Annotated in this window: 11 protein-coding genes and 1 other RNA gene; 7 read left to right on the top strand and 5 right to left on the bottom strand. The window is 75.0% G+C overall.

The window, feature by feature from the left end; all coding sequences use genetic code 11:
* Positions 1 to 21 precede the first annotated feature (21 nt).
* Positions 22 to 1,338, top strand: coding sequence for a multidrug effflux MFS transporter (locus tag AB0F11_RS25210; protein WP_362177859.1), 1,317 nt, complete (start codon positions 22 to 24; stop codon positions 1,336 to 1,338).
* A gap of 70 nt (positions 1,339 to 1,408) precedes the next feature.
* A complete protein-coding gene (locus AB0F11_RS25205) occupies positions 1,409 to 2,422 on the top strand; it encodes a small ribosomal subunit Rsm22 family protein (protein ID WP_362177856.1) in 1,014 nt (337 codons plus the stop codon).
* Between the two features lie 8 nt (positions 2,423 to 2,430).
* Here AB0F11_RS25205 and ddaH read toward each other — a convergent pair whose 3' ends face one another.
* Positions 2,431 to 3,261, bottom strand: a complete 831-nt coding sequence (gene ddaH / locus AB0F11_RS25200) for a dimethylargininase (protein ID WP_362177855.1) — start codon at positions 3,259 to 3,261, stop codon at positions 2,431 to 2,433.
* Positions 3,262 to 3,370: 109 nt separating this feature from the next.
* On the opposite strand from ddaH, the gene AB0F11_RS25195 reads away from it, so the two are divergent.
* Positions 3,371 to 3,988 carry a TetR/AcrR family transcriptional regulator gene (locus tag AB0F11_RS25195; protein WP_362177852.1) on the top strand — a complete coding sequence of 206 codons (618 nt, stop codon included), beginning with the start codon at positions 3,371 to 3,373 and terminating at the stop codon, positions 3,986 to 3,988.
* A gap of 253 nt (positions 3,989 to 4,241) precedes the next feature.
* Complete coding sequence (locus AB0F11_RS25190; RefSeq protein ID WP_362177850.1) at positions 4,242 to 4,988, top strand: bifunctional DNA primase/polymerase; 747 nt, start codon at positions 4,242 to 4,244, stop codon at positions 4,986 to 4,988.
* A gap of 279 nt (positions 4,989 to 5,267) precedes the next feature.
* Here AB0F11_RS25190 and yaaA read toward each other — a convergent pair whose 3' ends face one another.
* Entirely contained in the window at positions 5,268 to 6,068 is an 801-nt protein-coding gene (gene yaaA / locus AB0F11_RS25185; protein WP_362177847.1) for a peroxide stress protein YaaA, read from the bottom strand.
* A 102-nt stretch (positions 6,069 to 6,170) separates the two neighbouring features.
* On the opposite strand from yaaA, the gene AB0F11_RS25180 reads away from it, so the two are divergent.
* The 3 genes from AB0F11_RS25180 (at position 6,171) to rnpB (ending at position 9,273) form a co-directional block, all read left to right on the top strand.
* Positions 6,171 to 7,613, top strand: coding sequence for an RNB domain-containing ribonuclease (locus AB0F11_RS25180; RefSeq protein ID WP_362177844.1), 1,443 nt, complete (start codon positions 6,171 to 6,173; stop codon positions 7,611 to 7,613).
* Between the two features lie 98 nt (positions 7,614 to 7,711).
* Complete coding sequence (locus AB0F11_RS25175) at positions 7,712 to 8,713, top strand: helix-turn-helix domain-containing protein (protein ID WP_362177842.1); 1,002 nt, start codon at positions 7,712 to 7,714, stop codon at positions 8,711 to 8,713.
* A gap of 150 nt (positions 8,714 to 8,863) precedes the next feature.
* Positions 8,864 to 9,273, top strand: an RNA gene (rnpB, locus tag AB0F11_RS25170) — RNase P RNA component class A.
* A 21-nt stretch (positions 9,274 to 9,294) separates the two neighbouring features.
* Here rnpB and AB0F11_RS25165 read toward each other — a convergent pair.
* From AB0F11_RS25165 to AB0F11_RS25155, 3 genes are read right to left on the bottom strand one after another with little or no spacing between them, the layout of a single operon-like run.
* Positions 9,295 to 10,569, bottom strand: a complete 1,275-nt coding sequence (locus tag AB0F11_RS25165) for a bifunctional RNase H/acid phosphatase (RefSeq protein WP_362177839.1) — start codon at positions 10,567 to 10,569, stop codon at positions 9,295 to 9,297.
* Positions 10,569 to 11,312: a C4-type zinc ribbon domain-containing protein gene (locus AB0F11_RS25160; RefSeq protein WP_362177940.1), complete on the bottom strand. Its 744-nt coding sequence runs from the start codon at positions 11,310 to 11,312 to the stop codon at positions 10,569 to 10,571. Before AB0F11_RS25160 ends, AB0F11_RS25165 begins: the two co-directional genes overlap by 1 nt.
* Positions 11,309 to 12,166, bottom strand: a complete 858-nt coding sequence (locus tag AB0F11_RS25155; protein WP_362177836.1) for a Nif3-like dinuclear metal center hexameric protein — start codon at positions 12,164 to 12,166, stop codon at positions 11,309 to 11,311. The genes AB0F11_RS25160 and AB0F11_RS25155 overlap by 4 nt, the downstream gene beginning before the upstream one ends.
* Between the last annotated feature and the right edge of the window lie 270 nt (positions 12,167 to 12,436).

Below are 12,436 nucleotides of genomic sequence, written 5' to 3'. Positions count from 1 at the left end.
ACGAAAAGACTGGAGTTCCGCATGTCGGAGACAGGCCCTGCGACGGCCCCTTCGCACGAGCAGCCGTCGCCCGAGACGCTCTCCGCCCGACCCCCCGCCTCCGCCCCCAAGACCACTGCCGCCCGGCGCACCGGGCTGCTCGTCACCGTCGTCCTCGGCGGGCTCAGCGCCCTCCCCCCGCTGTCGATGGACATGTACCTGCCGGCCCTGCCGGAGGTCACCACGGCCCTGCACAGCCCGGCCGCCACCGTCCAACTCACCCTCACCGCCTGCCTCGCCGGCATGGCGCTGGGCCAACTCGTCGTCGGCCCGATGAGCGACAAGTGGGGACGCCGCCGGCCCCTGCTGGCCGGCATGGTCCTCTACGTCCTCGCCACCGCCGTCTGCGCCCTCGCCCCGAGCGCCGAGCTGCTCATCGGCTTCCGCCTGCTCCAGGGCCTCGCCGGATCGGCCGGGATCGTCATCGCCCGCGCCGTCGTGCGCGACCTCTACGACGGCGTGGAGATGGCCCGCTTCTTCTCCACCCTGATGCTCATCTCCGGCGTGGCCCCCATCGTCGCGCCGCTCATCGGCGCCCAGGTGCTCCGCTTCGCCGACTGGCGCGGGGTCTTCGTGGTCCTCGCCGCCGTGGGCCTCGCCCTCACCCTGGTGGTGTGGCGCAGCCTCGGCGAGACGCTGCCGCCCGCGCAGCGGCAGACCGGCGGGGTCGGCGCGGCGCTGCGGACGGTGCGCGGGCTGCTCGGCGACCGCGTCTTCGCCGGCTACACCCTGGCCGGCGGCTTCGCCTTCGCGACGCTGTTCTCGTACATATCCGCCTCGCCGTTCGTGGTGCAGGAGATCTACGGGGCCTCCGCCCAGACCTTCAGCCTGCTGTTCGGCCTGAACTCCATCGGCCTGATCGTCGCCGGGCAGGTCAACGGCAAGCTGCTGGTCGGCCGGGTCAGCCTGGACAAGGTGCTGGCGGGCGGGCTCGCCGTCGTCGCGACCGCCGCGGCGGCGCTGCTGCTGATGACGACCGGGGTGTTCGGGGAGGTCGGCCTGGTGCCGGTCGCGGCCGGGCTGTTCGTGCTGATGTCGGCGATGGGCTTCGTCCTGCCGAACACGAACGCGCTCGCCCTGATGCGCACCCCGCACGCGGCCGGCTCGGCCTCCGCGCTGCTCGGGACCGCCTCCTTCCTCGTGGGGGCGGTCGCCTCGCCGCTGGTCGGGATCGCGGGCGAGGACACGGCGGTGCCGATGGCCGTGGTCCAGCTGGCGTGCGCGCTGCTCGCGTCGGGCTGCTTCCTCGGCATGTGCCGCCCGTGGCGCGACCGGGAGGCGGCGCCGGCCGCGGCGTGAGCCGGGCCCGGGCCCCGGACCGGGCGGCCCGGGCGTGGGCCGGGCGGCCCGGGCGCCGTAAACTTCGCAGGTGAACGTCTCCGCCCCCACCACCGCCGAAGCCCTCCGGTCCGCGCTGGCCGGTCTGCTCGACGGGCTCCCGCCGAAGCAGGCCGCGGCCGCCGTCGAGCGGCTGATCGCCAACTACCGGGGGCGCACGCCCACCGACGCGCCCGTCCTGCGCGACCGCTCCGACGTCGCGGCGTACGCGGCGTACCGGATGCCGGCCACCTTCGAGGCCGTACGGTCCGCCCTGGCCGGCCTCGCCGAGGCCGCCCCGCAGTGGACGCCGGGCTCGCACGTGGACGTCGGCGGCGGCACGGGCGCGGCGACCTGGGCGGTGGACGCGACCTGGGACGGCCCGCGCACGACCACCGTCCTGGACTGGGCCGAGCCCGCGCTCGCCCTGGGCCGGGAGCTGGCCGGGGCCTCCGCCTCGCCGGTGCTGCGCTCGGCCGAGTGGCGGCGGGCCGTCATCGGCTCCGGGCTCGCCCTGCCCGAGGCCGACCTGGTGACGGTGTCGTACGTCCTGGGCGAGCTGACCCCCGAGGCCCGCCGGGCCGTGGTCGCCGAGGCGGCCCGCGCCGGACAGGCGGTGGTGCTGATCGAGCCGGGCACGCCCGAGGGGTACCTGCGCATCCGCGAGGCCCGCGACCAGCTGATCGAGGCCGGGCTGCACGTCGCCGCCCCCTGCCCGCACGACGGCACCTGCCCGATCGAGGTCGGGCGGGACTGGTGCCACTTCGCGGCGCGGGTCAGCCGCTCCTCGCTGCACCGGCAGGTCAAGGGCGGCTCGCTCCCGTACGAGGACGAGAAGTTCAGCTACGTCGCCGCGACCCGTTTCCCGGTGGAGCCGGTCCCCTCCCGGATCACGCGCAAGCCGCAGATCCGGAAGGGGCTCGTCCTGCTGGACCTGTGCGGTCCCGAGGGCGAGGGGCTGACCCGGTCGACCGTGACCAAGCGCCACGGCGACCTGTACAAGGCGGCGCGGGACGCCGAGTGGGGCGAGCAGTGGCCGCCCCCGGCCGAGGACACCGCCGACTGACGGCGCCGCTACATCCGCAGCTCCTGGGTGCAGCACTTCACGCTGCCGCCGCCCTTGAGCAGCTCACCCAGGTCCATCGGGATCGGCTCGAAGCCCCGCTCGCGCAGCGGGGCGAGCAGCCCGGTCGCGGCCTGCGGCAGCAGGACGTGCCGGCCGTCGCAGACCGCGTTCAGGCCGAGGGCCTCGGCGTCCTCGTCGCCGGCGATCAGCGCGTCCGGGAACAGCCGCCGCAGCACGGCCTGGCTGCCGGGCGAGAACGCGGGCGGGTAGTACATGACCTCGTCGCCGTCGAGGACGGACAGCGCGGTGTCCAGGTGGTAGTACCGCGGGTCCACCAGGTCCAGGCCGATGACCGGGCGGCCGAAGAACTCCTGGGCCTCGTCGTGCGAGAGGGGGCTCGAGCGGAAGCCCCGGCCGGCCAGGATCCAGCTGGCCGTGACGGCGAAGTCGCCCTCGCCCTCGTTGACATGGGACGGCTCGTGGACGTCCCGGAAGCCGCGGGACCGGAACCACTCGAGGTGGATCTCCGCCTCGGCGGCCCGCTCCGGATAGGCGAACCGGGCGCCGAGCACCCGGCCGTCGATCACGAGGGCGCCGTTGGCCGCGAAGACCATGTCCGGCAGCTCGGGGTCCGGTACGAGCGTCTCGACGGTGTGGCCGAGGGAGCGGTAGCGGTCCCGCAGGTCCTCCCACTGGGCGTGGGCGAGGGGCAGGTCCACCGGTTTCGTGGGGTCCATCCACGGGTTGATGGAGTACGTGACCCTGAAGTGTGCCGGTGGGCACATCAAGTAGCGCCGGGGTGTGGCGTCTCTGCGCAAAGAAGGCTCCTCACGACTCACGTGACATGTGGAGAGAATCGTCCCTCCTCAAAGGGGACCGCGCAGTGAACTGACCGGGTGGTTTACGGAATGACTCAAAGACGAGACGTACGATTGGTAATTTGTCCGAATGACCAGGAGCAACCCTGACGCGAAGGCCCCCGACGCCAGCCGCCGCAGCGAGCGGTCGCGGCAGGCCATCCTCGACGCGGCGCTCGCCCTGGTCGGGGAGGTCGGCTACAACAGGCTGACCATCGAGGCCATCGCCGCCCGCGCCGGGGTCGGCAAGCAGACGATCTACCGGTGGTGGCCGTCGAAGGCCGCGGTGCTCCTCGACGCCTCGCTCGCCCTCGCCGGGGACGCGGAGGCGGAGGGCGGCTGGTCCGGCTTCCCCGACACCGGGGACCTGGCCGCCGACCTCAAGCAGGTGCTGCGGGCCACCGTGGACGAGTTCAACGACGAGAAGTACGCGGCCCCCGCCCGCGCCCTGACCGCGGCCGGGGCCACCGACCCCGAACTGGGCGCCCGCTTCACCGAGAAGCTGCTGGAGCCGCAGCTCGCCCTGTACGAGGCCCGGTTGCGCGCGGCCCGGGAGGCCGGGCAGCTCCCGCCCGGCGCGGACCTGCGGCTGACCGTGGAGATGCTGGTCGGGCCGCTCACGTACCGCTGGCTGATGCGCACGGCCCCGCTGACGCACGCGTACGCGGACGCGCTGGTGGACCGGGTGCTGGCGGGCGCCGCGAGCTGAGGCGGGCGGGGGTTGCATCGAGGTGGCACCGGGGTGGCACCGGGGTGGCGAACGTCACCGAGCCCCTCAGAAGGGGCAACCCCCCAACCCAATGCCCCTCTTTGGGTCCTTTGATGACGAATTTCCCGGCACCGGAGCGACCCTCGCACGCGTGTCACCCCCACCCCCCGGTTGGGGAGAGCGGTCACCCGGGCCGCAGGATGGTGGGACGATGTGAGGGTCTGCCGGGGCCGAGGTCGTTGTGAGGGGATAGATGGGGTCTGAGTCCGGCCGCGTCAAACGCGGCGAGCAGAGCAGGATTTCGCAATGGCTGCGCCGGCGGTCGAAACCCTCGCCCGAGGACCCCGGGCGGGTACGCGAGGCCCTGCTGCTGTCCGTGACCGCCGCGGGCCTCCCGCTCGCCCCCGCCGCCCACCCCGCCGGCTACCGGTGTTCGTGCGACCGCATCGGCTGTCCCACCCCCGCGCGGCACCCGCTCTCCTTCGCCTGGCAGACCCAGTCGACCACCGACCGCGCGCAGGTCGAGCGTTGGGCCCGCAGCCAGCCCCAGGCCAACTTCGTCACCGCGACCGGCATGGTCCACGATGTGCTCGACGTCCCGCTGGAGGCCGGGATCCGCGCCCTGGAGCGGCTGCTCGCGGCCGGTGTCGAGGTCGGCCCGGTCGCCGAGTCGGGCGGGACGGGCGACCAGGCGCGGATGCTCTTCTTCACGGCTACGCGGGGGACGCCCGAGGACGAGGACGAGTGGTGGCCGTGCGAGCTGGACTGCCATCCCGAAACGATGGATGAGCATCCCGGGCTGCGGTGGCACTGCCGGGGCAGCTACGTCCTGGTGCCGCCGGCTGCCCTCCCGGGGGACCACGCGGTCACCTGGATCCGGGGCATGGAGCACCCGCTCCCGGACCCCCTCACCCTCCTGGAGTCCCTGACGGACGCCTGCGCCGCCCACGCGGGCTCCTCCCCCCAAACCCCGGCCCGGGCAGCCTGGCCGAGCCACTAACCCGGCCCCGGCCGCCTGCTCCCGTGCCGCTGACCCGGCCCGGTCACCCCCTCGGGGTCGTCGGCCCAGGCCCGCCCCCGCTGCGCGGAGCCGTCCCCGCCCCACCCTTTCGCCGTATCCCGGGGCTCCGCCCCGGACCCCGCGCCTCAAACGCCGGCGGGGCTGGATTTCACACGCGGCATTCGAACGCACCGGGCGGAGTCACGGGATACGGCGAACGGGTGGGGTGGGGACGGCTCCGCGCAGCGGGGTCGGGTGGGCCGCAGACGGGGGCAGCGGTCAGTGGATCCGCGTGACCACCACGTCCAGTGCCCACGGCTTCGCCGACTTGGCCGGCGGCTCCGCCTCGACCGTGTAGCCCAGGTCCCGGAGGGCCGCGACGAGCTCCGCGGGGGCCGCGGGCTCCACACCCGCGACCAGCAGGTCCCGCACCAGCCGCCCCTTCGTCGCCTTGTTGAAGTGGCTCACCACGGACCGCTTCTCCACCCCGTCCACCACCTGCGCATGCAGCACCCGCACCGTGGCCGTCCTCCCGGCCACCTCCCCCTTCGGCTTCCAGGCGGCCCCGTACGCCGCCGACCGCAGGTCCAGCACCAGCCCGTCACCGGCCGCCTCCGGCATCACCTCGGCCATCGGCCCCCGCCAGTACGCGCCCAGCGCCCCCAGCCCGGGCAGCTTGACGCCCATCGAGCACCGGTAGGAGGGAATCCGGTCCGTCACCCGGACCGCGCCCCACAGCCCGGAGAAGACCAGCAGCGACCGCTCCGCGAGCGCCCGGGCCGGCGCCGGAAGCTCCGCCAGGCCGAGGGCGTCGTACAGCACGCCGGTGTAGACCTCCCCGGCCGGCCGGGCGGCAGCCGTCCGCAGTCCGGCGTTCTTGGCGACCTCGCCGCGCAGCCCCTCGCTCAGCCCGAGCACCTCGCGCGCCTTCGCCTCGTCCCCCGCGCACAGCTCGACCAGCTCCTCCAGCACGGCCGCCCGCGCCCCGGCCAGCCCCGGCAGCGACAGCGTCCCCGGCTCCAGGGGCGCGCCGGAGCCGCCGGCGGCCTTTCCCTCGGAGGGCGGCAGCAGCACGAGCACGGTGGTTCTCCTTCGGTACGACACGGCGCAGGGGGTGCGGCCCCCGAGCCAGGGTAGACGGCTCGCCGTGCCGTGACCGCCCGCCCGCCCTACGCTCGACCCATGCCACGCCGTCATCTGCACATGACCGGCGCAGACGGGGCTGCCCTGCGGGCCGCGCTGCGCGACCTGCGCACGGAGCTGAAGGTGCCGGGGGAGTTCCCGGCCGCGGTCCTGGCCGAGGCCGAGGAAGCCGTGCGCAGCCCCCGCCTGCCGGCGCTCGACGCGACCGACGTCCCGCTGGTCACGATCGACCCGCCCGGCTCCCGGGACCTGGACCAGGCCATGTACCTGAGCAGACGCACCGCCGGCGGCTACCGCGTGCACTACGCCATCGCCGACGTCGCGGCGTTCGTCACGCCGGGCGGGGCCCTGGACACCGAGGCCCACCGACGGGTCACCACGCTCTACTTCCCCGACGGCAAGGTCCCGCTGCACCCGCCCGTCCTCTCCGAGGGCGCCGCCAGCCTGCTGGCCGGCCAGGCCTGCCCGGCCCTGCTGTGGCAGTTCGACCTGGACGCCGAGGGCCGGGTGGAGGCCGCCGACGTCCGCCGGGCCCTGGTGCGCAGCCGGGCCCGCCTCGACTACGCCTGGGTCCAGCAGGCCGTCGACGCCGGCACCGCCGACGACTCCCTCGCCCTGCTGAAGACCGTCGGCGCGCTGCGCGAGAGGCTGGAACAGGAGCGCGGCGGCATTTCGCTGAACGTGCCCGAGCAGGAGATCGTCGCGCAGAACGGCTCGTACGCCCTGGCCTACCGGGCCCCGCTGCCGGCGGACGGCTGGAACGCGCAGATCTCCCTGATGACCGGCATGGCCGCCGCCGAGCTGATGCTCGCCGCCGGAGCCGGCATCCTGCGCACGCTCCCCACCGCCCCCGACGGGGCGGTCGGCCGGCTGCGGCGGGCGGCGAAGGCCCTGCGGATCGACTGGCCGCACCACGTCCCGTACGCCGAGCTCGTCCGCTCCCTCGATCCGCGGCGCCCGGCCCATGCCGCGTTCCTCCAGGAGTGCACGACCCTGCTGCGCGGCGCCGGGTACGCCGTCTTCACGGGCGGCCACACCCCGGATCCGGTCCTGCACGCCGCGGTGGCGGCCCCGTACGCGCACTGCACCGCGCCGCTGCGGCGGCTCGTCGACCGGTACGCCGGCGAGCTGTGCGTGGCGGCGGTCGCGGGGGCGGAGCCGCCGCAGTGGGCGACGGACGCGCTGGAGGCGCTGCCGCGGGAGATGGCGGACGGCAGCCGGCTGGCCAACGCGGCCGAACGCGAGTGCGTCGACCTCGTCGAGGCGGCCGTGCTCAAGGACCGCGTGGGCGAGACCTTCGACGGCACGGTGATCGACGTCAAGGAGCAGGATCCGCAGGTCGGCACGGTCCACCTGGAAGAGCCGGCCGTGGTCGGCCGCGTGGAGTCGCACACCGGGCACCTGCCGCTGGGCGACCGGATCCGGGTGCGGCTGGCGGCGGCGGACCCCGGGCGGGCGAAGGTGCTGTTCGCTCCGGCGTAGCGTCACGCCCCGGCTATGGCCCCTGCGGGGCGCGGCCTGCCATCATGCGCGCACGGCGCGGCCTGACGCGGCCGCGCAGCAGGTGGGGAGGCCCGGCGATGGGCACGGTCGAGATGCCCGCGGCGGCGGATGCGGCGGATGCGGCGGATGCGGCGGACGGCGCGGGCGGTTTGGATGCGGGGCCGGAGGGGCCTGCTCCGGGGACGTGGGGTGCCTACCGCAGGAGGCCCGCTGCGGCGCTGCGGCCGCACATCGTCAACTACACCGGCTTCCGTACCCGGTTCGGCGCGCCCCGGCGACGGCTTGAGCTGCCCACGGGGCACGTCACGCTCGTCTTCGCCTTCGAGGAGGGGCTGTGGGTGTCGCGCGCCGAAGGCGGTCGTGCGGCCCCCGCCCCGGTCCGGCTGCGGCCCGCCGCCGGGGCCGTGGTCGCCGGGCCGCGCACCGGCTGGGCGATCGGGGTGCACGCGGGCGCGGTGCACGGGCTGGAGGTGAACATGACCCCGCTCGGCGCCCGCCGGCTGTTCGGCCTGCCGATGACGCACCTGGGGCCGGGGCGGGCGGCCCCCGATCCGGCCGAGCTGCTCGGTCCCGGCGGGCGGTACCTCGCCGAGCGGCTGTACGGACTCGGCTCCTGGGCCGAGCGCTTCGACCTCCTCGACGCGGTGTTCACCGCCCGCCTCGACCGTGGCCCGGCCGCCGCGCCCGAGGTCCGCGAGGCCCTGGCCCGGCTGTGGGCCGACAGCGGCTCCCTGGCCCGGGCGGCCGCCGGGACCGGCTGGAGCGCCCGTACGCTGCGCGCCCGGTTCCGCGAACAGGTCGGGCTGTCGCCCAAGGGCGTGGCCCGGGTGTTCCGGCTCCAGCACGCGCTGCGGCTGCTGGCCGCCGGGATGCCGCCGGCCCGGGTCGCGGCGGCCTGCGGCTACCACGACCAGGCCCACCTGGGCCGGGAGGTGAAGGCCATGACCGGGCTGTCGCCCTCCCGGTTCGCGGTCCTGCGCGGCGGCCTGCCGCCCGGGTCGGCGCTGGACCGGCTGCCGGGCCGGATCACCAGCGTGCTGCTCCCGCCCGGGGAGGCGCCGGGAGCCTGCCGTTTTTGACAAGACGGGACCGCGACCCGCCGGGCACGCTCGCCGTACGCCGGGCTGCGGCGGCCCGCCACGGGGGTGCGGGTCGCCGCGGCGCGGCCCCCGCGCTGCGGCGAGGTCAAGCGGCGCGGACGCAGCCGGTACCATGGTCGGCACGGCAGACGAGTCGGCCGGACGGCCGCGTCGGGATCCCCGGATCCCGCCGAGGAACGTCCGGGCTCCACAGGGCAGGGTGGTGGGTAACGCCCACCCGGGGTGACCCGCGGGACAGTGCCACAGAAAACAGACCGCCGGAGGCTTCGGCCCCCGGTAAGGGTGAAACGGTGGTGTAAGAGACCACCAGCGCCTGGGGTGACCCAGGCGGCTAGGTAAACCCCACTCGGAGCAAGGTCAAAAGGGTCCGACGTCTTCGGACGATCCGGACCTGCGCGGACGTTCGAGGGCTGCCCGCCCGAGTTCGCGGGTAGACCGCACGAGGCCGGCGGCAACGCCGGTCCTAGATGGATGGCCGTCTCCCCGGGGACCGCGAGGTCCCCGGGTGACAGAACCCGGCGTACAGGCCGGCTCGTCTGCCCCTTCCCCACCCCGTGAGATCAGCGGAGGTGGGACGTGTCGTTCAGGAGGCGCAGCGAGGCGTTGCCGTCGGCGTAGTACGCCACCGCCGACAGGGATGCCGCGGAGAGCTCCATGCGGAACAGGGATTCCGGCGGGGCCCCCAGGGCCAGGCGTACGAGGATCTTGACCGGGGTCACGTGGGTGACCAGCAGGACCGTGCGGCCCGCGTGGGCGGCCAGGAGCCGGTCGCGGGTCGCGGAGATCCGACGGGTGGCCGCGGTGAAGCTCTCGCCGCCGCCGGTCGGGGCCGCCTTCGGGGAGTCCAGCCACGCCTGGAGGTCGGCGGGGAAGCGCTCCCGTACCTCGGCGAAGGTCAGGCCCTCCCAGGCGCCGAAGTCGACCTCGCGCAGGCCTTGTTCGACCGTCACTTCCAGCCCGAGGCGGTCCGCCACGGTCTGCGCGGTCTCGCGGCAGCGCTGCAGGGGGGAGCTGATGACCGTCTGGATGGTGCCGCGGGCGGCCAGGGCCTCGGCGACCGCGAAGGCCTGCCGGCGGCCGGCCGGGGAGAGCTCGGGGTCGCTGCCGCCGCTGCCGGAGAACCGCTTCTGCGGGGTGAGGGCCGTCTCGCCGTGGCGGAGGAGGACGAAGGTGGCCGGGGGGCCCATGTCCGGGCCCCAGCCCTGGCCCTGGCCCGCCTTGGGGGCGGAAGCCTCTGCCGCGCTCGGGAGCTGGGCCGGGGCCGCCGGTGCCGGGACCGGTGCGGACGGCGACGCGGCCAGCGCCGCGCGGACCGCCGCCGCTCCGGCCGTGGCGTCCCCGGGCGGACCGGACGGCGGCGGGGTCGCCAGGGCGCGCGCCGCCGAAGTGTCCAGCGCGGCGCTGGAGGCGGAGGGCTCCCACTGCCGACCGAGCCGCCCGGCGTCCATCGCCTCGTTGGCGAGCCGGTCCGCGTGCCGGTTCTGCTCGCGCGGGATCCACACGTAGGTCACCTGCGTGCGGGGCAGGACCGTCGCCGCCTCCGCCGCGAGCGGCTTCATGTCGGGGTGCTTGATCTTCCAGCGGCCCGACATCTGCTCGACGACGAGCTTGGAGTCCATGCGGACCTCGACCACCGCGTCGGGCGACAGCTCGCGGGCCGCCTTCAGACCCGCGATCAAGCCCTTGTACTCGGCCACGTTGTTCGTCGCGACACCGATGTACTCGGCGCGCTCCGCCAGGGTCTCCCCCGTCACCGGGTCGAGGACGACCGCGCCGTAGCCCGCGGGCCCCGGGTTGCCCCGGGAGCCCCCGTCCGCCTCGACCACCAGACGCATCAGATGCCCGACTCCGCCGTACGCACCAGGATGCGGCCGCAGTTGTCGTGGCGGACGACCTGGTTCGGGGCCGCGGCCTTGATCTCGTTGACCTCGGCCATGTCGAGCTCCAGGCGGCAGCCCTCGCAGCGGCGCTGGTACAGGCGGGCCGCGCCGACGCCGCCCTGCTTCAGGCGGATCTTCTCGTACAGGGCCATCAGGTCGGCCGGCAGGGACGCGACGACGATCTCGCGGTCCTTGGTGACCCTGGCCGTCTCGGCATCGAGCTCGCCGGCGGCCGCGTCCCGGCGGGCGGTGGCGTCGGCCAGCTTGGCCTCCAGGGCCGAGACGCGCTCGGTGAGCTCGGTGACCCGCTCCTGCGCGGCTTCCAGACGCTCCATCACCTCGAGGACGACGTCCTCCAGGTCGGCCTGGCGCTTGGCGAGGGAGACGATTTCGCTCTGCAGGTTGGCCAGGTCGCGGGCGGAGATGCCGACGCCGGAGTCCAGGCGCTGCTGGTCGCGGGCCGCGCGCTGGCGGACCTGGTCGACGTCCTGCTCCGCCTTGGTCTGCTCGCGGGCGGCGTCGCTCGCCTGGGTCTGGGCCGCCACGAGCAGGTCGCGCTGCTGACTCAGGTCCTTGGTCAGGGAGTCGACCTCCGCGTGCTCCGGCAGCGACGAGCGCTTGTGGGCGAGCTGGGACAGCCGGACGTCCAGGGCCTGGACGTCGAGGAGTCGGATCTGGTCGGCGGGCTCGGCGTTCAGTTGGGGGCTCCAGAGGTGGTAGGGGCGGTGGCGGACGGCGCGTGCGCCGTCCAGGGGTCGGTGACCGTGCGCGAGACATGGGTACGCAGTCCCCAGCCGTGGCGCTCGGATACGGCGTCGAGCTGGGCCGCGGCCTGCTCGCACCAGGGCCACTCGGTGGCCCAGTGGGCGGCGTCGACGAGGGCGAGCCGGCTCTGCTCGCGGGCCTCGGACACCGGGTGGTGGCGCAGGTCGGCGGTCAGGTAGGCGTCCACGCCGGCGGCCCTGACCTGCGCGAACAGGCTGTCGCCGGAGCCGCCGCTGACCGCGACGGTGCGGACCGTCATCTCGGGGTCACCGGCGACGCGGATGCCCTGCGCGGTGCGCGGCAGCCGGGCGGCGGCGCGGGCGGCGAACTCGCGCAGGGTCTCCGGGTGGTCGAGCTCGCAGATCCGGCCGAGGCCGCGGCGGCCCTCGGGGTCGGTGGGGTCGGGCACCAGCGGGCCGGTGATGCGCAGGTCGAGGGCGCCGGCGAGGGCGTCGGAGACGCCGGGGTCGGCGGTGTCGGCGTTGGTGTGGGCGACGTGCAGCGCGATGTCGTTCTTGATCAGCGTGTGCACGACGCGGCCCTTGAAGGTGCCGGCCGAGACGGTGGTGGTCCCGCGCAGGTAGAGGGGGTGGTGGGTGACCAGGAGGTCGGCGCCCAGCTTCACGGCCTCGTCGGCGACCTCCTGTACGGGGTCGACCGCGAACAGGACCCGGGAGACCTCGGCGTCGGGGTCGCCGCAGACGGTTCCGACCGCGTCCCACTCCTCGGCCCGCGAGGGGGGCCAGAGAGCGTCCAGCGCGGCGATGACTTCAGAGAGACGTGGCACAGGCCAAGGCTACCGTCCGTACGGGAGGGCGAGGGTCCGCGCGGGCCTCCCGTCCCGGCCCCGGCGCCGTACGGGGACGTGCGCGGCAGCAGCGCGTCACCGGCCCCGGCGGCGAGCCGGCTCGACCCCACACCCGGCCCACTCCCACGCCGGACACCGGGGAGCACAACCACCCCGTCCATCACAGGCGAACCGCCGGGCGGCCACCCGTATGTGTGAAGCACTGGTGGTCGTGTTGTTCGGGTGGAGTGCGAAAACTAGCTTCCTCAC

The organism is Streptomyces sp. NPDC032472, from assembly GCF_040636955.1.
In the GTDB taxonomy this organism is placed as follows: domain Bacteria; phylum Actinomycetota; class Actinomycetes; order Streptomycetales; family Streptomycetaceae; genus Streptomyces.
Note: the sequence above shows the minus strand (reverse complement) of the source record. Positions and strands in the feature narration are given on the sequence as shown.